Source organism: Acidiphilium iwatense, from assembly GCF_021556475.1.
Taxonomy (GTDB): domain Bacteria; phylum Pseudomonadota; class Alphaproteobacteria; order Acetobacterales; family Acetobacteraceae; genus Acidiphilium; species Acidiphilium iwatense.
Window position 1 is genome coordinate 231,722 of sequence record NZ_JAKGBZ010000001.1, and the last position, 21,502, is coordinate 253,223.

General features: G+C 65.3%; 24 protein-coding genes. 19 read left to right on the forward strand and 5 right to left on the reverse strand.

The window, feature by feature from the left end; translation table 11 throughout:
* Nucleotides 1–2 precede the first annotated feature (2 nt).
* The 11 genes from L2A60_RS01230 to L2A60_RS01280 all read left to right on the forward strand — a co-directional run bounded on the left by L2A60_RS01230 (nt 3) and on the right by L2A60_RS01280 (nt 9,221).
* The gene (locus L2A60_RS01230) at nt 3–140 is read left to right on the forward strand and encodes a hypothetical protein (RefSeq protein WP_235702541.1); all 138 of its coding nucleotides are present in this window, start codon (nt 3–5) and stop codon (nt 138–140) included.
* Between the two features lie 17 nt (nt 141–157).
* The gene (locus L2A60_RS01235; protein WP_235702542.1) at nt 158–844 is read left to right on the forward strand and encodes a hypothetical protein; all 687 of its coding nucleotides are present in this window, start codon (nt 158–160) and stop codon (nt 842–844) included.
* Nucleotides 841–1,032 (forward strand): hypothetical protein, encoded by a 192-nt coding sequence (locus tag L2A60_RS01240; protein ID WP_316044763.1) that lies wholly within the window; start codon nt 841–843, stop codon nt 1,030–1,032. Before L2A60_RS01235 ends, L2A60_RS01240 begins: the two co-directional genes overlap by 4 nt.
* Nucleotides 1,025–2,032, forward strand: a complete 1,008-nt coding sequence (locus tag L2A60_RS01245; protein WP_235702543.1) for a hypothetical protein — start codon at nt 1,025–1,027, stop codon at nt 2,030–2,032. The genes L2A60_RS01240 and L2A60_RS01245 overlap by 8 nt, the downstream gene beginning before the upstream one ends.
* The gene (locus tag L2A60_RS01250; protein WP_235702544.1) at nt 2,029–2,577 is read left to right on the forward strand and encodes a phage baseplate assembly protein V; all 549 of its coding nucleotides are present in this window, start codon (nt 2,029–2,031) and stop codon (nt 2,575–2,577) included. Before L2A60_RS01245 ends, L2A60_RS01250 begins: the two co-directional genes overlap by 4 nt.
* A complete protein-coding gene (locus L2A60_RS01255; RefSeq protein ID WP_235702545.1) occupies nt 2,577–2,939 on the forward strand; it encodes a hypothetical protein in 363 nt (120 codons plus the stop codon). Before L2A60_RS01250 ends, L2A60_RS01255 begins: the two co-directional genes overlap by 1 nt.
* 26 nt (nt 2,940–2,965) lie before the next feature.
* Nucleotides 2,966–4,090: a baseplate J/gp47 family protein gene (locus tag L2A60_RS01260; RefSeq protein ID WP_235702546.1), complete on the forward strand. Its 1,125-nt coding sequence runs from the start codon at nt 2,966–2,968 to the stop codon at nt 4,088–4,090.
* Nucleotides 4,091–4,093: 3 nt separating this feature from the next.
* Entirely contained in the window at nt 4,094–4,762 is a 669-nt protein-coding gene (locus L2A60_RS01265; protein WP_235702547.1) for a hypothetical protein, read from the forward strand.
* Nucleotides 4,763–4,783: 21 nt separating this feature from the next.
* A complete protein-coding gene (locus L2A60_RS01270; protein ID WP_235702548.1) occupies nt 4,784–6,037 on the forward strand; it encodes a glycine-rich domain-containing protein in 1,254 nt (417 codons plus the stop codon).
* Nucleotides 6,038–6,172: 135 nt separating this feature from the next.
* The gene (locus L2A60_RS01275) at nt 6,173–6,664 is read left to right on the forward strand and encodes a phage fiber-tail adaptor protein (RefSeq protein ID WP_235702549.1); all 492 of its coding nucleotides are present in this window, start codon (nt 6,173–6,175) and stop codon (nt 6,662–6,664) included.
* 10 nt (nt 6,665–6,674) lie between these two features.
* The gene (locus L2A60_RS01280; RefSeq protein ID WP_235702550.1) at nt 6,675–9,221 is read left to right on the forward strand and encodes a right-handed parallel beta-helix repeat-containing protein; all 2,547 of its coding nucleotides are present in this window, start codon (nt 6,675–6,677) and stop codon (nt 9,219–9,221) included.
* A 6-nt stretch (nt 9,222–9,227) separates the two neighbouring features.
* Here L2A60_RS01280 and L2A60_RS01285 read toward each other — a convergent pair whose 3' ends face one another.
* Nucleotides 9,228–9,659 (reverse strand): DUF805 domain-containing protein, encoded by a 432-nt coding sequence (locus tag L2A60_RS01285; RefSeq protein WP_235702551.1) that lies wholly within the window; start codon nt 9,657–9,659, stop codon nt 9,228–9,230.
* Nucleotides 9,660–9,736: 77 nt separating this feature from the next.
* On the opposite strand from L2A60_RS01285, the gene L2A60_RS01290 reads away from it, so the two are divergent.
* The 6 genes from L2A60_RS01290 to L2A60_RS01315 all read left to right on the forward strand — a co-directional run bounded on the left by L2A60_RS01290 (nt 9,737) and on the right by L2A60_RS01315 (nt 14,895).
* Nucleotides 9,737–11,350 carry a collagen-like protein gene (locus tag L2A60_RS01290; protein WP_235702552.1) on the forward strand — a complete coding sequence of 538 codons (1,614 nt, stop codon included), beginning with the start codon at nt 9,737–9,739 and terminating at the stop codon, nt 11,348–11,350.
* 2 nt (nt 11,351–11,352) lie between these two features.
* The gene (locus L2A60_RS01295) at nt 11,353–13,488 is read left to right on the forward strand and encodes a hypothetical protein (protein WP_235702553.1); all 2,136 of its coding nucleotides are present in this window, start codon (nt 11,353–11,355) and stop codon (nt 13,486–13,488) included.
* 4 nt (nt 13,489–13,492) lie between these two features.
* Nucleotides 13,493–13,843: a hypothetical protein gene (locus L2A60_RS01300; RefSeq protein ID WP_235702554.1), complete on the forward strand. Its 351-nt coding sequence runs from the start codon at nt 13,493–13,495 to the stop codon at nt 13,841–13,843.
* A 37-nt stretch (nt 13,844–13,880) separates the two neighbouring features.
* Nucleotides 13,881–14,102 (forward strand): hypothetical protein, encoded by a 222-nt coding sequence (locus L2A60_RS01305; RefSeq protein WP_235702555.1) that lies wholly within the window; start codon nt 13,881–13,883, stop codon nt 14,100–14,102.
* Nucleotides 14,099–14,494 (forward strand): hypothetical protein, encoded by a 396-nt coding sequence (locus L2A60_RS01310; protein ID WP_235702556.1) that lies wholly within the window; start codon nt 14,099–14,101, stop codon nt 14,492–14,494. Before L2A60_RS01305 ends, L2A60_RS01310 begins: the two co-directional genes overlap by 4 nt.
* A gap of 140 nt (nt 14,495–14,634) precedes the next feature.
* The gene (locus L2A60_RS01315; RefSeq protein WP_235702557.1) at nt 14,635–14,895 is read left to right on the forward strand and encodes a hypothetical protein; all 261 of its coding nucleotides are present in this window, start codon (nt 14,635–14,637) and stop codon (nt 14,893–14,895) included.
* Here L2A60_RS01315 and L2A60_RS01320 read toward each other — a convergent pair.
* From L2A60_RS01320 to L2A60_RS01335, 4 genes are read right to left on the reverse strand one after another with little or no spacing between them, the layout of a single operon-like run.
* Nucleotides 14,865–17,048: an RNA degradosome polyphosphate kinase gene (locus L2A60_RS01320; protein WP_235702558.1), complete on the reverse strand. Its 2,184-nt coding sequence runs from the start codon at nt 17,046–17,048 to the stop codon at nt 14,865–14,867. The two genes, L2A60_RS01315 and L2A60_RS01320, sit on opposite strands and share 31 nt — an antisense overlap.
* A gap of 30 nt (nt 17,049–17,078) precedes the next feature.
* Nucleotides 17,079–17,816 (reverse strand): DnaA/Hda family protein, encoded by a 738-nt coding sequence (locus L2A60_RS01325; RefSeq protein WP_235702559.1) that lies wholly within the window; start codon nt 17,814–17,816, stop codon nt 17,079–17,081.
* Between the two features lie 30 nt (nt 17,817–17,846).
* The gene (locus tag L2A60_RS01330) at nt 17,847–18,941 is read right to left on the reverse strand and encodes an AI-2E family transporter (RefSeq protein WP_235702560.1); all 1,095 of its coding nucleotides are present in this window, start codon (nt 18,939–18,941) and stop codon (nt 17,847–17,849) included.
* A complete protein-coding gene (locus tag L2A60_RS01335; protein WP_235702561.1) occupies nt 18,938–19,513 on the reverse strand; it encodes a CDP-alcohol phosphatidyltransferase family protein in 576 nt (191 codons plus the stop codon). Before L2A60_RS01335 ends, L2A60_RS01330 begins: the two co-directional genes overlap by 4 nt.
* 151 nt (nt 19,514–19,664) lie before the next feature.
* On the opposite strand from L2A60_RS01335, the gene purM reads away from it, so the two are divergent.
* Both purM and purN read left to right on the forward strand, forming a co-directional pair.
* Nucleotides 19,665–20,735, forward strand: a complete 1,071-nt coding sequence (purM, locus tag L2A60_RS01340; protein ID WP_235702562.1) for a phosphoribosylformylglycinamidine cyclo-ligase — start codon at nt 19,665–19,667, stop codon at nt 20,733–20,735.
* Nucleotides 20,732–21,352 carry a phosphoribosylglycinamide formyltransferase gene (gene purN, locus L2A60_RS01345; protein WP_235702563.1) on the forward strand — a complete coding sequence of 207 codons (621 nt, stop codon included), beginning with the start codon at nt 20,732–20,734 and terminating at the stop codon, nt 21,350–21,352. Before purM ends, purN begins: the two co-directional genes overlap by 4 nt.
* The last annotated feature ends 150 nt before the right edge of the window (nt 21,353–21,502 follow it).

A 21,502-nucleotide genomic window follows, 5' to 3' on the forward strand; every position in this document is an offset into this window, starting at 1 on the left:
TCATGACACTGCACCCGCACGACATGGCGCGCTGGTTCAGCGATTTGTTTGCCGATGAGGCACGGCGGCCGCCTTCGGGCGTGACTGGGTTCGATAACAGGCTGGCACCGATTTTTCCCGGCAGAAAGCCGGGATTTTGACATTCAGGCAGGTAGGCATGACTTCGATAGCGGTAACGCTGGGCGGCGTCGCATTCCGCGACTTCGAGATTCCCGAGGAGATCGCCTTCGGTGGCACCCAGCGGCTTGCGGTGCATCAGCCGGTTGGCGGGGGGCGGGTGATCGATGTTCTCGGCGCCTCCGCGGGGGAGATTGCTTTCGAAGGCGTGTTTTCCGGGCCCGATGCCGAGCAGCGTGTGCAACTGCTTGATATCGCGCGAAATACCGGAGCGGTGCTGCCGCTGACCTGGAGCGGATTTGCCTACATGGTGGTGGTTGCCGCGTTCAGCGCGTGTTTTCAGAAATCCTGGTGGATTCCGTTCGAGATAAGGCTTGTTTCGGTCGAAAATCTGGTGACCGCGATACCAAGTGCATTGGCGCAGGCTGGGCTGGATATCGTGAGTGCAGCCGGATTTTCAGCATTAAGCGGAGTTTCGTTCGATGCGGTGAACAGCGCGAATGCCGCGGGCGTGACCGCCGCACAAGCCGATCTGGCATCGGCAGTGCTCGGTGCCGGTACGACGCTTGCCGCCGCGACGGCGGCATTCTCGGGCGGCGCGGGGGCGGATGGTGCGATTGCCGTGTTGGGCACGCTTGGCGGAGTTTCGGCCATGCTTGCCGGTGCCGCGGCGGGACAAGCCTATATCGGCCGGGCGGCGGTCAATCTGGGAAGGAATCAATCGTGAACGAATCGACGATTACCGCCGTTGGCGGCAATCTCTTCGTGCTCGCCGCGACGTATCTGGGCGACGCGACGCAATGGATTCGAATCGCGCAAGCGAACGATCTCAGCGATCCGGTACTGAACGGCATGATCAAACTGGTTCTGCCGCCGGTCGATCCATCTGCCGGCGGCGGTGTGCCGAATGTCTGAGACATTAACAAGCCATGCGGTGACGCTATCGGTCACGGTCGATGGCGTTCCGGTGCCGGGTGCGGAGCGACTGGAATTATTGCAATGCGGGCATTTCGCCGCCGACCGATTCCGCGTAATGCTTGCCATGAACGCGATGCAAGGCGGAGCTGCTTTCTATGCGGCGTTGCAAACCGCAACCGTGACAATCGGGATTAACCTTGGCACGGCGGCGTTTCCTGGTGGTTCCGCGGACACGATTCTGATCGGTCGGCTCGATAATGTGGTGATGGATTTTGGCGCGGGCCAGGTGGTGCTGTCGGGGCGCGATTTGTCGGCGCGGCTGATCGATGCGGAAGTCCAACAGACATTTTCCAACCGGACCGCAAGTCAGATCGCCTGGAGTTTTGCGTCGGATGCAGGGCTTTCTGAAAATGTGACCGTGACAAAAACGCCGGTCGGGCAATATTACGAATTGGCGCATGTCCGCACGGGATTGGGGGCGCACACGCGGCACATGACGCGGTGGGATCTGCTGGCGGCGCTCGCCGAAATCGAGCGATTTTCGCTGTCGGTGACCGGGACGGTGCTGAATTTCGGCCCGGTTCCGCAGGCCGCGCCCGTCCTGCTGAATTTCGGACGGGATCTGGTGTCGCTTTCGGTGGATCGGGCACTTGGACTGATCGAGCCGAAGGTGACGGTAAAAAGCTGGAACCCCAAATTGAAACAAGCGTTTTCCAGCAGTGCCGGCAGCACCGGCGGAGTGACTCTGGTTCGGCCGAATCTGATGCAGGCGGAGGTGGATCGGCTGGCCGCTTCACGGCAGGCCGAGCTTGCCGGGCAGGCGGTTCTGGCGCGGGCAACCATGCCGGGCGAATTTCTGCTCCGGCCCGATCGTCCGGTTTTTCTGCAGGGTACCGGAACGGCGCTCGATGGAAAATACATCGTTCGCACCGTCGAGCGCTTTGTGGATATGCGCGAGGGGTTCATTCAGCGCTTCGAAGCCGTTCAGGTTGTATGATGGAGGCATTCTGGAACACGGTGAAAGCCCGTGCCGCGGCGCTCGACGGCATGTCGGCGCAGGCGCGGTTCGGCATTGTCGCGAGTTTCGATTCCACCGCCTATGCCGCGCGGGTGATGATGCAGCCGGAAAATCTGCTCTCGGGCTGGCTGCCGGTGCTGGCGGGATGGATCGGCGCCGGATGGGGGATGGCGGCGCCGCTTTCGCCGGGCGATCAGGTGATGGTGCTGGCCCAGGAGGGCGACGCCGAACAGGCGGTCGTGGTCGGCCGGGTGTGGTCGAACATCGAGCCGCCGCCGGCCGTGCCGGTTGGCGAGCTGTGGCTGGTGCACCAGACGGGCGCATTCATCAAACTGCGTAACGACGGGACGATTGCGATGCAGGCGAGCACCGTGTCGATCACGGGCGATCTGACGGTCAGTGGCGAGATTTCCGATCTCGGCGGCGCGCACGGCAGTTTCGATCATTTGCGGCAAGCCTATGACCGGCATGTCCACCCCGACGCGCAGGGCGGCGAGACCGGAACAACCTCGGCGGCGGTGTGATGGCGGATTTGTCGTTGGTCTATGGCGGTGATCTCGCGATCGGGGCAACGGGGGATCTCGCGATCTCGACGGGTTCGGCTCTGACCGAGCAGCGTGTGCTGCGCAGGCTATTGACCAATCCCGACGATTATATCTGGCAATTATCCTATGGCGCCGGGCTGGGCCGATTCGTGGGTGCGGCCGGAGCGGCGGGACAGATAGCGGCGGTCGCGCGAGCGCAATTGCACCAGGAGACGCGGGTGGCGCAAACGCCGCTGCCGCGAATCGGCGTGAACCATGCCGATCCGTCCGGTATCGCGATGACGATCGATTATCGGGACGCGATGACGGGCCAAAGCGTGGCGCTGACACTTCCCGGCTGAAACCGCGGTCTTTCAGAGGAATTTTCATGCAGTTATCGTTGCAGAACTTCACCGCGATGGTGGAGCAGATGGCGGCTGCCGTGCAGGGTGCCGCGATTCAGACGCTTGATCTCGCGGTCGGCTCGGTGTTGCGTGCGGTACTGGAAGCGAATGCATCGCTCGGGCTTTGGCTGCAATGGCTGATCGTCCAGGTTCTGCAAACCACGCGGTTGGCGACCAGCAGCGGGGCGGATTGCGACAGTTTCGGCGCCGATTTCGGTTTTACCCGTCTGCCGGCGGCGACGGCGGGCGGGATCGTGAGTTTCGGGCGGTTCGCGCCGGTGCTGTCGGCTTTCGTGCCGGTGGGTGCGGTGGTGATGACCAGCGATGGCAGCCAGAGTTTTGCGGTGACTGCCGATCCCACGAACCCGGCATATTCGGCGAACCTTGGCGGCTATACTCTGGCGGCGGGAATTGCCTCGATCGATCTGCCGGTTGAAGCAAACATCGCGGGCGCGGCGGGCAATGTGCTGGCGGGGACTGTTGGGCTCATGGCGAGTGCGATTCCCGGTATCGACACGGTGAGCAACGCGACCCCGTTGACCGGCGGGTTCGATGCCGAGAGCGATGCTGCGTTCAAGGCGAGGTTCGGCAACTACCTGGCCAGCCTGTCGCGGGCGACGATGGGAGCGATCGAGGCGGCGGTGACTGGCGTGGAGCAGGGATTGTCGGTTGCAATTTCAGAGAATATCGACCAGACGGGCGCGGCGAGCCTCGGCAATTTCGTTGTCACCATTGATAACGGAACCGGAGCGCCGCCGGCCTCGTTGCTTGCCACGGTCCAGCAGGCGGTGGATACGGTGCGGCCGGTCGGGACGCGATTCGCGGTGCAGGGGCCGGTCGTGGCGCTCGCGGATGTGTCGTTGACACTAACGTTGGTTCAAAATGCGGTATCGCAGACCGTGATCGGCGCGGTGACCGATGTGATCGGCGCCTATATCGCCAGTCTGCCAGTTGGAGCGACGCTGCCGCATTCGAAACTGGCGCAGCTTTCCTATGATGCGTCGAGCGCGGTGATCAACGTGACCGGCACGCTGCTGAATGGCGGTGTGGCCGATCTGGTGCCGCCGTTGTTCGGTGTGGTGCGCGCCGGCACGATCAGCGTGACCTGAACCATGAGCACGATGACGGGCGACGCCGCGGATATGCGGGCGCGGCTGAAAGCGGTGCTGCCCGCAAGGTGGTTCGGCGATGCAACCCCGGTGCTCGATCTGTTGCTCGGCGGTCTCGCCGCGCTATGGGCGACGCTATATTCCTTGATCGGACTGGTTCGTGCGCAAGCCCGGATTGCGACGGCGAGCGGTCCGTTTCTGGATATCGCGGCGCTGGATTATTTCGGTACGGCGCTCGCGCGACGCGCCGGCGAAACCGATGAAGCGTTCAGCACACGGATTCGCGCCAATCTGCTGATGCCGCGCGCGACCAGGGCGGCACTGATCGGTGCGCTAGCCGAATTGACTGGACGCACGCCTGTGGTGTTCGAGCCGTTCAATGCCACCGATACCGGCGGCTACGGCACGAATATGCTCGGCTACAACACGGTCGGCGGTTATGGCAGCCTGATGCTGCCGTATCAGTGTTTCGTCACCGCGTATCGACCCGTGGTCGCGGTGTCCGGCAATGACGGCGGGTATAATCTGGGGCCTGGCGGCTACAATGCCGCGCCGCTCGCCTGGAGCGATCTCTCCGACGATCCCGGCTTGATGACCGATTCCGACATCTGCGCCGCCATCGTCTCGGTTCTGCCGGTGAACGCCGTCGCCTGGGTCAGGATTTCCAATTGATTGAGCAACAGGGAAAAATTCATGGACCGCACGATCGTCTATCCGGGGGCAATTCCGCTCGACACCGACATTCTCAACCTTAACCGCAACGTCATGGTGGGAATCGGGGCGCTGAACGCCGCCGTGCTCGGCACCGCGATGGTCGCCGACGGGCTGGCTTGCACGCCCACCGTTCCTGCCTCGTTGACGGTGACCGTGGCGCCCGGTTCGATCACTCAGCTCGGCCCGCTCGACATCAACGCCTATGGCAGCCTGCCGGCGGATCAAGCCGAACAGATCGTCAAGACCGGGATCAATCTCGATCCGGTGACATTTACGCTCGCGGTGCCGGCGAGTTCAGGCGAGTCGGTGAATTACCTGATCGAAGCGACATTTTCCGAGACCGATGCGGTTCCTGTCGTGCTGCCTTACGTGAACGCGGCGAATCCGTCGCTGCCTTATTCCGGGCAGGGCAATTCGGGTGGGGCGCAGAACACCGCGCGGGTTCAGCGCGTGCAGTTGCAGGTCAAGCCGGGTGCGGCGGCATCGGCGGGGACGCAGACGACGCCTCCCGTCGATACCGGCTGGGTTGGGCTTTACGTGGTGACAGTGAATTATGGGCAAAGCGCGATCACCAGTGCGGATATCGTGACGCTACCGGGCGCGCCTTTCCTTGCGTTCAAATTACCCCAGCTTCGGCCTGGATTTTCTGCGATGCAAGTGTTCGAGACCTCGGGCAGTTTCGTGGTGCCGGCAGGGGTTATGCAGGTGAAAGCGAAGGTCGTGGGCGGCGGCGGTGCGGCCGGCTATCACGTGACCTTGCCCGGCGCCGGCGGCGGCGAGGGCGGCACTGCGATCGATATCGTGACCGGATTAACATCGGGTCAGACGATTCCGGTGACGGTGGGTGCGGGTGGTGTGCCGACGACCTCGCCCGGCAACGGCGGGGCTGGCGGTATATCGAGCTTCGGTGCCTATCTTTCGGCAACCGGCGGTGAGGGTGGTCAGGGCGGTACCGCGAATTTGTTCGCGACGGCCGGCGGCAATGGCGGAATCGGCCAGGGTGCCAGAATCATCCAGGGCGGCGCGATGGGATCGGACGGAATCGCGGTGGCGAGTCGCGGTGGCGATGGCGGCGGTGCTGGTCGTGGACGCGGGGCGAGCGGGCCGCTGGCCGGATTTGCCGCCATCGGCTTCGGCGGCGGCGGCGGCGGCGGCGGGGCGTCGAGCGGTTCGAGCCCGGTGGGCAGTCCGGGTGGTGCGGGCGCGCCGGGCGTCGTCGTCGTCGAATATTGATTTGCCCTCAGTCGCCGGGCGCACGCATCCGCGCGCTTGGCTTCGCGCCATAAGGCGCGCGCCGCATCCGCGGCGGCAGCGGAACGAGCCAAGGTTGCGTTCCGCTGTTAAGCAATTAAAAACAGAGCAGAATCCATGAGCGGAACGGTGACGCCGGCGACTCACGTCTGGCAGGTTTCCCTGGCGCGGCTGATCGAGATCGAGGGATTCATCCCGACCCCGCGCGGGCTGGCGCTTCTGCCGCCACAGCCTCTGGCGTGGCCCGAGAAGGACCCCGGCGACACGCTGGATTACGTATTCGAGATCGCACCGGCGCTGAGCGGCAATCCGGGCGATACGATCGCGACGTTGAAGGTCGCGATCAGCCCTAACAATCCAGGCGATCTGACGCTCGCCTCGGCGGCGGCGGACGGCACGAGAGCGGTTCTGTGGCTGAGTTCGGGGCAACCGGACACCAACTATACGGTGACGATCGGCATCACCACGGTCTGCGGACGAAGCCTGGCGCGCAGCATTACGCTTCCCGTGGTGGCGCTAGCTTCGGTGCCAGCGCCGGCGAGTGCGATCACTACGCTTGGCGGCGCACCGATCACCAGCCCGTCCGGCCTGCCCATCACCGCGAACTGAAGGCGACATTATGCCAACGATCGGACAATTGCCGGAAGCCGCTTCGGTTTCCGACAGCGATGAGCTGCCGATATTCCAGGGGGGCCAGACCGTGGCCGCAACTCGCGCGCAGCTTCTGGCTGGAATGCAGCAAGCGATCGCCATACCTCAGGGCACGGTGCTTGGCGGCGTGGGGCCTGGTGTGACGGCGCCGACGCCGATCACCATCGGGGCGAATTTGAACCTGAGCGGCACGACGCTGTCGGCCACCGCGGCGCCGTTCGAGATCGCCGGATTACCGGCGGGTGCAGCGCCGGCCGCGGGTGATAGCGTGCCGCTTGGTCAATTCGGCACTAACGCGGCGATTCCCTATGCGGCGTTCATGCAGGGAATTGCCGGCGTTTCCGGCGTTCAGGCCAGCGGATTGCAGGCGATGGCCGCCGGCGCGACGACCGCGCGCAGCCTCGCCGCGGTCGCGGCGAACGCCGTGGCGATCGAGGATTTCGGGGCGGCGGGCGATGGCGTGACCGACGATAGTGCGGCGCTGCTCGCTGCCCTTGCCTCGGGCAATCCGGTGCGGTTCGGTCCGAAAATCTATCGGATCGATGGCGAATGCGATATCGGCGGGGCGAGCGCGACGCTGATCGGCGTGCCGGGATCGACGGTACTGACGCGCGGCGCGCAGAGCCGCAGCGGAACCTCGTTGAATCCCGCATGGATCAGCATAAGCGCGGCGCAGTTCAGCGCCGACGGCATCATCTTCGATGCGAATCGTTCGGTTACCCAGGACACGTGGGGGGTGGTGGTTCAGGCGTCGTGCACCAGTGCCAATATCACTCGCGCACTGTTTCGCAACGCGATGGGGTCGATCTATGGCTGGGGCCTCGCGATCGCGCCGAGCGATCCGGCGCTGACGCGGCATCACATCCATGACTGCGAATTTACCGCGAACGCGGTGGACGGCATGTGGGTCGCGGCGACCGATTCCGTGGCGGTAACCAATTGCCGGGCGCATCATAACGGGCGCAACGGCATTTACGTGGACAGTCAGGACCCGACGTTCGTTCTGAAGATCCGCGATGTGCAGGTTGTCGGTAATACGTGCTGGAACAATCCGGGAACTGGCATTTCGGTCGGTAATTTCAACGCGACCAATACCGAGCCGGGCGTTTACGGCAATGCGAACCCGGACGTGCTAGGTGGGCTCGTCGCCGATAACTGCGTGTTTGGCAATGCCGGTTACGGTATTTCGGTTTCCGGCCGGAACATCCTGGTCACCGGCAATCTGATCGTCAATAACGGGCCGGCGGGCGGCGGGATGCTCGCCAATACGAGCTATTGCCGGATCACCGATAACATGATCACCGGCACGGGGGGGTTCGGCATCGATGCCGGCGGATCGATTTTCGTCGATCTGACGGGAAACTATATCGACGGGCCGACGATCGGGATCGGTATCGGAGGTAGCCAGAATTGCACGGTGCGCGGCAATTTCATCCAGGATTGCGCAATCGGAATCATTGCCCTCAATGTTGAATCCGACGGGCGCGGCGACAATTTCGGGATTGCCTGCAATAATCTGTCGATCATCGGCAATTGGATCGGTTATAACACGGGCGGATCGGGGATCGTTCTACGCGATGCGCCGCAACTGGTGCTGGTCGCGGAGAACGTCGTGTTGTCCGGGGTGTCGGGCGATCCGCTGAATGCGCTGGTTCCGTATACCGATTCGGTCGTCATTCGCGACAATGTGGTGAATTTCGCGCAATCCTGGCCGGTCAATCCGATCGCCTCGGGCGGCGTGAATACGCTGGTGTTTCCCGATCTGTTGGACCGGGTTGCCGTCTCGCAGAGCACCGGCCCGGTCGGGAGCATGATCAGCGCGACCGCGCAGCGTATGGCGGGGCAGATCAGCTTCATCAAGGTCACCAATGGAGGGTCGAACTATACGAGTGCGACGGTTGCGATCACCGGAGCGGGCAGCGGGGCTTCGGCAGGCGCATTCGTCGCCAACGGGGCAGTGATCGGCGTCTATATCACGAATGCCGGCAGTGGTTACGGGCCGGGCACGCAGGCGGTGATTTCGGGCGACGGGACCGGGGCAACCGCTGTGGTCCAGGTCGGCCTGCCGGTGGTGCAGGGGCGACGGCTCGCGGTGCATTGCCTCGCCCCCGTCGGGTTCGCGGCGGCTGGTAGCGCACCGGCGCAGGAGAACTGGACCGGCGCGCCCGTGACCGTACCGACAGGTGGGGCGATCGAGTGGGAAGGCGAGGCCGGCGCCTGGCAGGCGGTGCGGTTCATCCAATCGGACTATGTCGCACCCAATGGCGATGGCAGTGTCACGTTCCGCAGTCAGAGCGGGGATGTCATGCTGCATCCCGTTTCGGGCGGTGCGGTGCGGCTGATTTCCGATACCGAGTCCGTCGGCTGTATGAGCCTGATCGGGCGTGGGTCGCCTTTGGGGGTAGTGAGCGCACCGCCGGGGTCGAGCTATCGGAATCTCGACGGTGGCGCGGGAGGGACCTTCTGGGTCAAGCAGACCAGTACGGGAAGTACTGGTTGGGCGGTGGTCGCGTGAAGCTGTTCAGGCGAGCAGGTTCGGGCCCTGGCCGTAGCGATTCGGTCCGGCAGTGCCGCGAGCGAACAGAAGAACGATACCGGCGGCCAGGACGATCAGGTCGGGAATCAGGGCGGCAAGCCGATGATAGCGTGCGACGATCTGCGTCGCATCCGAGAACAGCACGATGCCGATCGCATACCAGCCGCTATGGCCGAGATCGTGCAGACGCTTCCATTGCAGGGCGAGCGTGGCCCAGGTGGTCAGGATGAAGCCGGCGACGGCCAGAATGCCGCCAACGGTTAGGCTGTGCAGATGGATCATGTAGAGGCCGAACAGGAACATCAGTCCGAACGTGATGCCGTTCAGGCAGGTCAGGCCGAAAAATCGCAACCGGCCGAGCCGCCCTTGAAATCCGAAGAGACTTTCCAGCCAGGGCATCGGTGCCGATCCGGTCATGATGGCCGAACGGTATTGAGCCGCTCTCCACGTGTCAACGACAATGCGCGCCCGCGGGCGCGACTGGAAAACCGACCATGACGACGATTCCGCAACTGCAAGCTGCCCCGGATGTGGGGCCGGGCGATCTCGTGCCGCTGTCGCAGAACGGCAATCTGTATGCCGCGACGGTCGCCCAGCTCACCGCCGGGCTGCAGGCCGAGATTTTGCTTCCGACCGGCGATATTCTGGGCCGTGCCAGCGCGGGTGCGGGTGAGCCGGAAGCGCTCGGATTGGGCGCGGGCCTGGTGTTGGAAGCGACGACGCTTGCCGCCACCGGGGCCGATCATCTGGCGTTCCCGCTGCTGGGCACGTTTTCGGCCAGCACCGAGGTGATCGTGAATGCCGCCGGCCAGCCGGCGCGCCTGCCGGTGACGGAACTGCGCGGCCTGTTCGCGGCGGGATCGGGCATCGCGATCGATGCGAACGGCACGCTGAGCGTGACGGCGGGTGCCATCGCCGGTCCCGCGGGGCCCGAGGGACCGGCTGGTCCAGCCGGACCGCAAGGGGCGAACGGGCCGAGCGGGCCGCAAGGGGCAGGGCTGACCGCGCCCGGCTCCGCCAACGCCGCCAGCACCATCGCGGGCAGCGACTATGTTGCGATCTGGCAGAACGGCGCCAATGCCTGGATCACCTATCAGCAATTGATCGGCGGCCAGACCATCGACCAGTTGCCGGCGGCGGGTCCGGCCGCGGATTCCGATCTGCTGCTGGTTGCCCAGGGCGGCAATGCACTGTCGAGCCAGAGTTTCGCCGCGATCTGGACGTATGCCGCACAGAAAATCCCTACCCTGCGCCAGGGAGTCGTGGAACTGACCACCAATACGGTGCTGGATGCGACCACGCATAACCAGCGCATTCTCGTGGCGAGTCAGCCGATCACCGTGTCGGCCAATTTCGTCAACATGGGCAGCGGATTTTCCTGCCGGGTGATCAATCTGTCCGCCGGGGCGGTGACCATGGGCACCGGCATCACCTCCGGTTCCGGCGGCTCGGTCCTGGCGCCCGGTGCGGCAGCGGAATTGACGGCGCTGTCCTATTCCGGCGGCTCGATCGTGTGGTGGAGCGGCGCCGCTGCGGTTGCGCCGACGATCACGGTGAACGCGATCGCATCGCCCGCACCGAACGCCGCGTTCGCGGTGAGCGGCGATCTGTTCGATGCGGCCCCTGCGGCGCTCGACTATTCGACCGACGGGATGACCTGGACGGCGGCGGCTTCGCCGGCGATCACGGCAAGCAGTTACAGTTTTCAGATGCCGGGACTTGTGGTGGGAACCTATACGCTTCGGGTGCGCGACCACACCAATCCAGCGGTGGTAGGAGTCAGCCCGGCATTTTCGGTGATTGCCGCGCCGAGCGTGAGCTACACGATCAACCAGCCGGCAACGACGAGTTTCGCGGCGGGTTCGGGCACGGTCGCGCTCAATGGCGGGATCAGCCCTGCGCAGGCCACCGCGACCCAGGTTGCGCTCTCGACTTCGAATACGACACCGCCGGCGAGCGGCTGGCAGGCGGCGTCGATCATCGACAACGACGCGCTCTGGGCGGTCTATGCGACGATTCCGGCGACGGCGGGAACCTACTATGTCTGGGTCGAGACCGGGACCGGCGCGGCCGCGACCGTCTCCAGCTTCACCATCACGGTGACCTGACCATGGCGGTGATGTCGGTGGCTCGGGGGGCGCCGCTCGCCGGTGCGACCGGGCGAATCCTGACCCGCTCGCTCGGTGCGGCGAGCGTGCCTTCGGGTGGGTTCAGCGGACCGCGACCCTCGGCGATCGCCGGGCTCGCCGGCTGGTGGGATGCCGGCACGCTGGGCGGTGCGCGCGATGCGAACGGCAATGTCGTCGGGTCGTGGAACAGCACGGTGGCAGCGCTTGCCGATCAATCCGGCAATAACACCGCACTTTTGCCATTCCATATCGCGACGGATACCGCATCGAACCCCACGCTCGCCGTGCCGCGCGTCAACGGATTTCTCGGCGCGGTCGGCAGCCCGGACGGCACGATCGCGCAATACGGCCCGACGCTCGATCCCGATTGGGGCCTGTCGCATCCAGGGTTCGATCTCGGCAGCGGCGCGGCGTGGACGCTCTATCTGGTGTGGACCAGACCGAACTGGCGGCAAGGCACCATCCAGGTGAACGGCGCACCGACGCCGCTGCTGCACGCGATGGCGACCGGGACGACCATCGTGCAGGCGGCGGGGCCGGCGGGCGGCGGTCTGACGCTGTTTCCGGGTGCGCCACAGAGCGCCTCCATCGCGGCGACGCTCGATCGGCGGCATAGCCATGCTTTGATCCTGCGCAATACGCCGGGCGTCGGTGTGGATGTGTGGCTCGATGGCGCGCAGACGGTCACGACCGCGCCGAATCCGCTGCCGGCCAGCGCCATGGGCCAGGTTCTGCTGTTTCACGACAATACCGTGCAGGGTTCCGCGCAATGCTGGTTTCACGAAGCGGCGTGCTGGACCCATGCGCTGGCGGCTTCGGATATCGCGACACTCATCGCCTGTCAGGGTCGCTGGAGGCTGGGTGCGCGGCGCGGTGTCAATTTGTTAGTGATGGGGCAGTCCAACGCGGAGTGGTTCGTGCAGTCCGGCGCGCCGCTGGCGCTGGCGCTGGGCGTCGCCTGGTATCTCGGGGCAGCCGCGTGGGCTTCGACCGCGCTGCAATCGGGCGATTATAACAGCCCGCCGCGCTATTCGATGGTCGCGGGCCATCCGATTTCCAATTCCTCGGCACCGCTGTTTCCGCCGGGTGCCGGCAATGGCACGTTCCTGATCAATCCCGGCGACGGTTCGGCTCCCTCGACCTGGGCGCTCGGGCCGGACGGACAGGCGCTGATAGCCTACTTGTCCGGCGCGCAGGCGCTGGTTTCGGCGCCGGACGAGAACGACATCGCGTTCCTGCTCTGGCCATGGTCCGAGCAGGACAGCACCATGCCCTATGCGAACAAGACGCTGTATAAAGGCAGCGTATCGCAGTTAGCGAATCTGACGCGGCGGATTTTCGGACGAACTGCCGCCGAAATGCCGCTTCTGATGTGGAGCGCGATCCCTTACGAGACCGATATCGGCGTGCAGATGGTGCGCGAGAGCGTGCTCGATCTTGCGCTCGATCCGGCCCAGAATATCGTCGCCTTCGCGGCGCAGACGGCGGATTCGAATCCGCTGAACGCGACCTGGAATCCGAATACCGGCGTCTTTTCCGGTGGCGACCCGCAGCACCGCGACCAGCCCGATCTGCTGCGCTACGGCAGGCTTGGCTCGCACATGGCGGCGCGCGCAGCGTTGGCGCTGGGGCTTTCGGATTCGATTCCGGCGGGCGATGTGCCGGCCGCCGGCCTGCCGGTCGCAGGCGGGCCGAAAATCGTCCATGCCTACCAATCGGCGCCCGCTCAGGTGATTCTGACCATCGAGCATGATGCCGGCAGTGATCTGGTCGTGCCGTTGCAGGCGGCGAACGGCGCGGGTTTCGCGGTGATGGATGGCGGTTCGGTCGCCAATCCGGGCCCGATGATCGCGGCGGTCGCGGCGGCGCGGGTCGATGCGACGCATGTTTCGGTCACGCTGGCGCAGGCGCCGGCCAATCCGGCCGCTCAATGTTTGTTTTACTACCCGTTCGGCAGCAACCAGATCGGCAGGGGAAACGCGGTGACCGACAATCTTGCATCATTGGCGCCGCCCGCCGGATGGTCGATGGCGAATGATCTCGGCTCCGCCTTCGCGATCGACATGCCGCTGCAAGCCACCGCCTATGGCCTGACCTTGTCCGCCAGCCCGACCTGATCCCGTGACGGATGAGACGATCGCGATGCTGCGCGAAGCCATGGCCGATTTGCGCGCGGAGGTCGGGCTGCTGCAGAACGAGGTCGCCTCGGCGCGCCGCGATATCGCGGCGATCGAGGCGCGGCATATGGCGCTGGAAGCCTGGCGCAGCCGGTTCGAGTTACAGGTTGCCTCGGCGCAGGATCGGTTCATCGGAAAATCCGACGAGCTGGTCAAGGAATTGTCGCGATTCCATGCCGAGCTTGCCCAGTTCCGGGGCGAGCAGTCGGGCAGCCATCGGGTGACGATGATCGTGGTCAGGCTGCTCTCCGCGGTGATCGGCAGCATCGCCGTGCATTTCCCGCGCGCGTTCTGACAATTGGTGTGACATCAAACCAAAAAGGCCGGCACGCATGAAACCGTTCCTGTTGAGCCTCGTCTCCGATTCGAAGGGACGTTCCGACGAAATGGCGATGCTTTCGATTCTCGGTGTTCTGACCTTTATCGGGTTGGAAGCGTTCAGCGTGATCCTGCGTCATCAACCCTTCGAGCCGGATCGGTTCGGCATGGGGCTCGGCTCGGCGATCGGCGCCGCGGCGATCGGTATGGGCTTGAAATCACGCCTCGGAGAATGACGATGCCGGCTTTGATCCTGCCTTATCTGACCCGGTTCGCGCCATGGATTCTTGCCGCCCTGCTCGCGATCGGCGGGGTGATCTATGTGCGGCATCTGCAGGACGCGCTGCGCGTGGCGAATGCCGATATCGTCATTGCCAGAACCACGATCGCCCGTCTCAGTGCTGCCAACAAGCAGAATCTCGCCACGCTGCGGCGCTTGCGGAGCGAAGAAGCCGCATGGCGGGCCGCATTGACCACGACGATGACAACCGACAATCGCGACACGCGGTTCACCGACGGATTGTTGAACGGGATCGCCGCCGCTCCCGCCAGGAACGACGCGCCGGTCGCTCCGGTGCTCGCGGCGACGCTTGCCGCGATCGCCAAGGCTCAAGGAAAAATGCGATGAATCGCGCGATCGTCTTATACCGGCAACCCGCAGGGCTGACGGTATCGTGCGCAGGGCTGGTGTGGCGGCTGCGCGCAAAAGCAAAGAGATACCAGCGGCCTGACAATAATCGAACGAGCCATTTATTCAGGCCGCTGGTATTGTGCGTCCTGCTGGCCGGCTGTGCGGCGAAGCCGGTCGCGATCACCAAAATCAGGCTGGTGCAGCCGCAAATTCCGCAACCATTGCTGATTTGCCCGAATGCGCCCGCCGTGCCGGCGGCAACACGGCAATCGCAGGTCGCCGCCTATATCGCGGAACTCTGGCGTGCCCATGCGGTGTGCTACGACCATCTCGCGGCGGTCCGGCGGACGCTCCGGCCCAAAACCGGTTATTCGTTGATCAGGAAGGTCTTGCGGTAGCGCGTCCGCTCGCGCTGATGATGATTGATCGGGCTACGCAGCGCAGAACCGCGGCCCGAGAGCGACGGGTTGGTCATGAAATACTCATGCGCCGAAACCGGCGGATCGCCGGCGCGAATCTTGGTCCAGCGCGCATCCGGCCCGAGTTCCCAGGAATCGACATCGTCGCGCAGATTGACCGCCATCACCTGATCCAGCACCTGGGCATGGACGGTAGGGTTATGGATCGGCACGAAGGTTTCCACCCGCCAGTCGAGATTGCGCGCCATCCAGTCCGCACTCGAAATGAAAACCTTGTTCTCGCGGCACGGCATTTCGGCGCCGTTCGCGAAAGCCGCGATGCGCCCGTGTTCGAGAAACCGGCCGATGATCGATTTGACCTGGATGGTTTCCGACAATCCGGGCACGCCGGGACGCAGGCAGCAAATGCCGCGCACCACGCAGATGATCGGCACCCCCGCACCGGACGCGCGATACAGATGATCGATCAACCGCTCATCGACCAGAGAATTCATTTTCAGCCAGATGCCGGATGGCCTGCCGGCTTCGGCGGCGGCGATCTCGGCGTCGATCAGCGTCTCGATGGTGCGGCGCGTGGTCAGCGGGCTGAAAACGAGCTGTTCCATCCGTTCGGGCCGCGCATAGCCGGTCATGTAGTTGAACAGCCGTGCGGCGTCGCGCGTGAGTTCGGGATCGGTGGTGAAGAACGAAAGATCGGTATAGATGCGCGCGGTGATCGGGTGATAGTTGCCGGTGCCGAAATGTGCATAGGCGCGCATCGAGCTGCCTTCCCGGCGCACCACCAGCGAGAGTTTCGCATGGGTCTTCAGGCCGAGGAATCCATAGACCACCTGAACGCCGGCGGCTTCCAGCGCTCGGGCGAGGCGGATATTGGCCTCCTCGTCGAAGCGCGCGCGCAACTCGACCATCGCGGTGACGCTTTTGCCCGATTCCGCGGCCTCGATCAGCGCGCCGACGATCGGCGAATCCCGGCTGGTGCGATACAGGGTCTGCTTGATCGCGACGACATTGGGGTCCGCCGCCGCCTGGCGCAAGAACTGCACCACCACGTCGAAACTCTCGAACGGATGATGGACGATGATGTCCTTGTTGCGGATGGCGGCGAAGCAGTCGCCGCCGAAATCGCGGATTCGTTCGGGAAAGCGCGGGGTATAGGCGGGGAACAGAAGCTCTGGCCGGTCATCGACGATCATTTCCTTCAGATCGACAAGGCCGAGCATCCCTGGCTCGATGAAAATCTCATCGTCCGGCGCGTCCACCTCCTCCACGACCAGGGCGCGCAAATCGTCCGGCATGTCGGCGGCCAGGGCGAGCTGGATCGCCGCCCCGCGCCGCCGGCGCTTCAGCGCGGTCTCATAGGATTGCACGAGATCTTCGGCCTCTTCCTCGAATTCGACATCGGTGTCGCGGCTGACCCGGAACAGGCCGGAACCGGCGAGGCGGAATCCATGAAACAGCCGATCGAGGAACAGGGCGACGAGCTCTTCGAGCATAATGAACCGGATCGTCGCGGACGAGGCGTCCGGCAGGCGGATGAACCGCCTGATCTGCGCGGGCAGCGGAATCAGCGCGCGCATCACCCCGGCATCGTCCTCGCGAATCAGCTTGAGCGCGAGCACAAGCCCCATATTCGGCACGAACGGGAACGGGTGCGCCGGGTCGATGGCGAGCGGGGTGAGCACCGGAAATACCCGCTCCATGAAATACTGGTCGAGAAACCGGCGATCCTCCGGCCCGAGTTCGCCGGGGCCGACGATGGTAAGTCCAACCGCACTCAGCTCGGCCCGCAGATCGGCGAAGGCGCGCTGCTGCGCTTCGATCAGGGAACGGGCGCAACGATTGACTTCGGCGAGCTGCTGGGTCGGGGTCAGCCCGTCGGATGATTGCAGCACCAGCCCGGCGCGCGCCTGACCGATCAGCCCGGCGACACGGACCGAATAGAATTCGTCGAGATTCGACGCGCTGATCGACACGAAACGCAGCCGTTCGAGCAGCGGGTAGCGCGGATTTTCCGCCGCGGCGACGACGCGCAGGTTGAAATCGAGCCAGGAAAGCTCGCGGTTGATGAAGCGGGCCGGGTCTTCGCGCGAGATCGGCTGGGCTAGCGCGCCGGGATGTAGGGCCAGATCCATGCGCGCATTCTGGCACGAAAGCCCGCGCGACTAAAGCAGAGACGCCATGTCGGTTTCGTGACGTTCCGTTGATCCTCCGGCATGATTCGGCGGGTCGGCCAGCTCGGCGAGCAGCCGTTCGGCCATCCGTCGCGAGGGGGCGGTTCCCAATGCCAGCGCCGCGCGGTCGAGCCGGGCCACCGCCTCGTGCAGCACGGAGGGCCGGCGCGGCAGGCGGGTCAGCAGAAACTGGCGCAGCGGCGCGGTCAGGGTCATCTGCCGCGCCGCGGCGAGCCGGAGCAAAAGCGCTTCGAGCAGCGATTCCTCCGCCGGCTCGATCTGGATCGTCAGGCTCGCGCGCAAGCGGCTCGCGAGATCCGCCGGTTCGACGGCAAGCCGCGCCGGCGGCACCCGGCTGGTCAGCAGCACCGATTGTTGCGCGGCCAGTGCGCGATCGAGCGTCGCCAGCACGGCGAGTGGGGCCGCCATGATGTCGATATCCTCGATCAATAAATCCCTGCCCTCGGGCGAGACCGGCTCGCGCAGGCGCGCGGCTTCCAGCACGATCGCGCCGCGCGCTTCGACCCAGAGCCGCCCCAGGTTGGTTTTGCCGCATCCCGCCTCGCCCCACAGCACCAGCCGTCGGTTCACCCAGGACTCAGGTGCCGCGAGTGCGGTCCGCGCCTGCGCGTTCGATTGCGCCTCGATGAAATCCGCCGCGGCGAAGCTCTCCGGCTCGTCGAACGGTAAAGCGAGCTGCCGCGCCTCGGCGATCACCCGATCCGCCATGGCCGCACTAGGAACTTCGGAACCACCACACTAGGAGCCCGAGCGCGGCGGGTCGAGATAGAGCGGGCTTTGCAGATAGTGCCTCAGCCAGAACCGGGCGAGCACGCCCAGCGTGGCGGTGACCGGCACGGCGAGCATCACGCCGAGAAACCCGAACGTCTCGGCGCCCGCGAACAGGGCGAAAATCACCCATACCGCCGAAAGCCCCAGCCGGTCGCCGAGGAAGCGCGGCGCGACCACGTAATCGTTCAGCAACTGGCCGACGACGAAAATCACTCCCACCACGATGACGTGGTCGATGCCATTGAACTGTCCGAGGGCGAGCACGATCGACGACACCGCGCCGACGATGGTGCCGACATAGGGAATGAACGAGAGCAGCCCGGCTGTGAGGCCGACGACGAGGCCGAGATTGAGCCCGGCGATGGTCAGCGCGATCGCGTAGAACGCGCCGAGGAACAGGCAGCAGATCGCCTGGCCGCGCAGCCAGGCGTTCAGAATCCGGCTGATCTCCTGCGCCAGGTTGCGGATCACGCTTTCATGCGAGCGGGGCAGCCAGGAATCGATCCGCGCCATCACTCCGGGCCAGTCGCGCAGCAGATAGAAGGCGACGATCGGGGTGATGATCAGCAGGGTGAGGATGTTGAACAGCGCGAAGCCGGTGCCCACCACCCGGCGCGCGGCGGTGCCGATGAAGCCCATGATGGCGCCGCCCTCGCTGGTCACCAGCGATTGGAGTTTGCCGGAGACGAAATTCGGCCCGAGCCGCGCCTGGAGATTGCTGATCTCGTGGGCGACGAATTTCTGCAGGCTCGTAATCATCCCCGGCAATTGCTGGACCAGCAGCCCGATCTGCGCCGCCACCAGCGGATAGAGCAGCAGGGCGCACAACCCGACCCCCGCGATCAGCGCGAGCAGCATGAGTGCCGAGCCGAGCGAGCGCGGCAGTCCGAGCCTTGTCAGGGCCGAAACGGCGGGATCGAGAAAATAGGCGATTCCGGCCGCCGCGACGAAGGGCAGCAGGATCGGCGAGAACAGATGCAGGAACAGCACGACCAGCAGAAGCGCCGCCCCGATCGCGGCGATGCGCGGCCAGCGCGGGCCGCCCTCGAACCGGTCGCTCATACGAGTCTGGTGCCGCGCATGACGTAGGCCGCCCCCGAGATCAGCGTGGTCAGCGCGACCGCCAGGATCAGCGCCGCGCGGAGATAAGGCGGATGCACGGGGAAACCGGCTTCGGCAAGAGCCACGCCCACCAGAGCGATCTGGGCGACCGTGTTGACCTTGGAGACGATCAGCGGACGGATGGCGACTGCGCTGCCGATCAGCCGCAGGAGGCCGATTCCGCCCACGATCATCACATCGCGGAACACCACCATGATGGCGAGCCAGAGCGGCAGCAGCCCGACGGCGGTGAGTGTGACGAACATCGAGGTCAGCAGCATCTTGTCGGCCAGCGGGTCGAGCAGCGTTCCCAGCGCTGTGACGCCGCGCCGGCGCGCGAGCCAGCCATCCGCCGCATCGGTCAGCCCGGCGAGAACGAACAATATGGCTGCCGCCGCGCAATCGTCGCGCAGCACCAGCCAGACGGCGACCGGCACGGCGCAGATGCGCCCGAAGGTCAGGATGTTCGGCACCGTCACCACATCCTGCGAGGCGGGGCGTCCTGCCGGCGCGTAGTTCATACCATCCGGCATCGTCGGTCGGCTTTCATCCTGTTGCGCCGATCCGGGCGGTGTGGTGATAACCGCGCCGAACGCGCCATGGGTCGGGTTCGTGGTCGGTCGCCGGCTATGGGGGGCGTGGCCAGAAGATCCATGGCATCGGCATAGCGCATCGGAGGCGGGCATGACCAGCAGCGGCGGCGGGAACGGTGCGACCTATCGGGCGGCCGGGGTCGATATCGAGGCGGGCGACGCGCTGGTCGAGGCGATCAAGCCGCTGGCCAAGGCGACCGCCCGCCCCGGCACGATCGGCGGCCTGGGCGGGTTCGGTGCCTTGTTCGACCTGCGCGCGGCGGGGTACGCCGACCCGATTCTGGTTTCCGCCACCGATGGCGTGGGCACCAAGTTGCGCCTCGCGATCGACACCGGCAGTCACGACACGGTCGGCATCGACCTCGTTGCCATGTGCGTCAACGATCTGGTGGTGCAAGGCGCCGAGCCCTTGTTTTTCCTGGACTATTTCGCGACCGGCAAGCTCGACCTCGCCGCCGCCGGGGCGGTGATCGCCGGAATCGCCGAAGGCTGCCGGATCGTTGGCTGCGCGCTCGCCGGTGGCGAGACCGCCGAAATGCCCGGCATGTATGGCGATGGCGAGTACGACCTCGCCGGCTTCGCCGTGGGTGCGGCGGAGCGCGGCGCGCTGCTGCCCGATGGCGTCGCCCCCGGCGACATCCTGCTCGGCCTGCCGAGTTCCGGCATCCATTCCAACGGATTTTCGCTGGTCCGCCGCATCGTCGCGTTGTCCGGCCTGACGCTCGACGCGCCGGCGCCGTTTGCACCCGAACTCTCGCTCGGCCAGGCGCTGATGACGCCGACCGCGCTTTACGTCCGCCCGGTGCTCGCGCTGACCCGTGCCGGTCTGCTGCGCGCCGCCGCCCACATCACCGGCGGCGGCCTGCCCGGCAACCTGCCCAGGGTTCTACCCGAAGGCTGCGCCGCCGAACTCGACGCGCCATGGCCGATGCCTCCCGTGTTCCCCTGGCTCGCCCGCACCGGCGGCGTCGCCGGTGCGGAAATGCTCCGCGTGTTCAATTGCGGCATCGGCATGGTTCTCGTGCTGCGCGAGGCGGATACCGACGCCGCCACATCACTTCTCGAAACCCAGGGCATCGCCCCGCTCCGGCTTGGCAGGATCGTGGCGGCCGAGGGTGCGGCCTCGGTCCGCATCGCCGAGCCGGATGCTTTGTTCGCATGAAAACCCGTGTCGGTATCCTTATCTCGGGGCGCGGCTCGAACATGCAGGCGCTGATCCGCGCCGCCGAAGCCGCCGATTACCCGGCCGGCATCGCATTGGTGATCTCCAACCGCGCCGATGCGGTCGGGCTCGACATCGCGCGCCAGCATGGCGTGCCGGCGCTGGCGATCCCCGGCCGGGATTTCGGCGCCGACCGTGCTGCGCACGAGGCGGCGATCGATGCCGCACTGCGCGATGCCGGCTGCGAGATCGTCTGCCTCGCCGGCTATATGCGGCTGCTCACGCCATTCCTGGTGCATAACTGGGCGGGGAAAATGCTCAACATCCACCCCTCGCTGCTGCCAGCCTATCCAGGGCTCGACACCCATGCCCGCGCGCTCGCCGCCGGAGCGAAAATCCATGGCTGCACCGTCCATCTGGTCACCGAAACCGTGGATGACGGCCCGATTCTCGCCCAGGCCGCCGTGCCGGTGCTGCCCGGCGATACCGAGCAGTCGCTGGCCGCGCGGGTTCTGGCGCAGGAACACCGCATCTACCCGGCCGCGCTCGCGAGCCTGACCGGCGCCGCCGCCGTGCCGGCCGATCGCGGGATTTCGCTGATCAACCCTTGCGTTTGAACGCGGGAAACAATAATCCTTGAATATGTCACGAACGCGTGTGGCGTGAGGAAACCTGGAAGCGGCGCGAAAGGGTCAAGGCGATAATGATGGCTGATACCGAATCTCGGAACCATGTGTCGATCGGTTCAAACGATATGGACCAGGAGA

Coding starts and splice junctions, on each gene's coding strand:
- L2A60_RS01230 (WP_235702541.1), top strand. CDS start 3: ATGACACTGCACCCGCACGACATGGCGCGCTGGTTCAGCGATTTGTTT.
- L2A60_RS01235 (WP_235702542.1), top strand. CDS start 158: ATGACTTCGATAGCGGTAACGCTGGGCGGCGTCGCATTCCGCGACTTC.
- L2A60_RS01245 (WP_235702543.1), top strand. CDS start 1,025: ATGTCTGAGACATTAACAAGCCATGCGGTGACGCTATCGGTCACGGTC.
- L2A60_RS01250 (WP_235702544.1), top strand. CDS start 2,029: ATGATGGAGGCATTCTGGAACACGGTGAAAGCCCGTGCCGCGGCGCTC.
- L2A60_RS01255 (WP_235702545.1), top strand. CDS start 2,577: ATGGCGGATTTGTCGTTGGTCTATGGCGGTGATCTCGCGATCGGGGCA.
- L2A60_RS01260 (WP_235702546.1), top strand. CDS start 2,966: ATGCAGTTATCGTTGCAGAACTTCACCGCGATGGTGGAGCAGATGGCG.
- L2A60_RS01265 (WP_235702547.1), top strand. CDS start 4,094: ATGAGCACGATGACGGGCGACGCCGCGGATATGCGGGCGCGGCTGAAA.
- L2A60_RS01270 (WP_235702548.1), top strand. CDS start 4,784: ATGGACCGCACGATCGTCTATCCGGGGGCAATTCCGCTCGACACCGAC.
- L2A60_RS01275 (WP_235702549.1), top strand. CDS start 6,173: ATGAGCGGAACGGTGACGCCGGCGACTCACGTCTGGCAGGTTTCCCTG.
- L2A60_RS01280 (WP_235702550.1), top strand. CDS start 6,675: ATGCCAACGATCGGACAATTGCCGGAAGCCGCTTCGGTTTCCGACAGC.
- L2A60_RS01285 (WP_235702551.1), bottom strand. CDS start 9,659: ATGACCGGATCGGCACCGATGCCCTGGCTGGAAAGTCTCTTCGGATTT.
- L2A60_RS01290 (WP_235702552.1), top strand. CDS start 9,737: ATGACGACGATTCCGCAACTGCAAGCTGCCCCGGATGTGGGGCCGGGC.
- L2A60_RS01295 (WP_235702553.1), top strand. CDS start 11,353: ATGGCGGTGATGTCGGTGGCTCGGGGGGCGCCGCTCGCCGGTGCGACC.
- L2A60_RS01305 (WP_235702555.1), top strand. CDS start 13,881: ATGAAACCGTTCCTGTTGAGCCTCGTCTCCGATTCGAAGGGACGTTCC.
- L2A60_RS01310 (WP_235702556.1), top strand. CDS start 14,099: ATGACGATGCCGGCTTTGATCCTGCCTTATCTGACCCGGTTCGCGCCA.
- L2A60_RS01320 (WP_235702558.1), bottom strand. CDS start 17,048: ATGGATCTGGCCCTACATCCCGGCGCGCTAGCCCAGCCGATCTCGCGC.
- L2A60_RS01325 (WP_235702559.1), bottom strand. CDS start 17,816: ATGGCGGATCGGGTGATCGCCGAGGCGCGGCAGCTCGCTTTACCGTTC.
- L2A60_RS01330 (WP_235702560.1), bottom strand. CDS start 18,941: ATGAGCGACCGGTTCGAGGGCGGCCCGCGCTGGCCGCGCATCGCCGCG.
- L2A60_RS01335 (WP_235702561.1), bottom strand. CDS start 19,513: ATGCCGGATGGTATGAACTACGCGCCGGCAGGACGCCCCGCCTCGCAG.
- purM (WP_235702562.1), top strand. CDS start 19,665: ATGACCAGCAGCGGCGGCGGGAACGGTGCGACCTATCGGGCGGCCGGG.
- purN (WP_235702563.1), top strand. CDS start 20,732: ATGAAAACCCGTGTCGGTATCCTTATCTCGGGGCGCGGCTCGAACATG.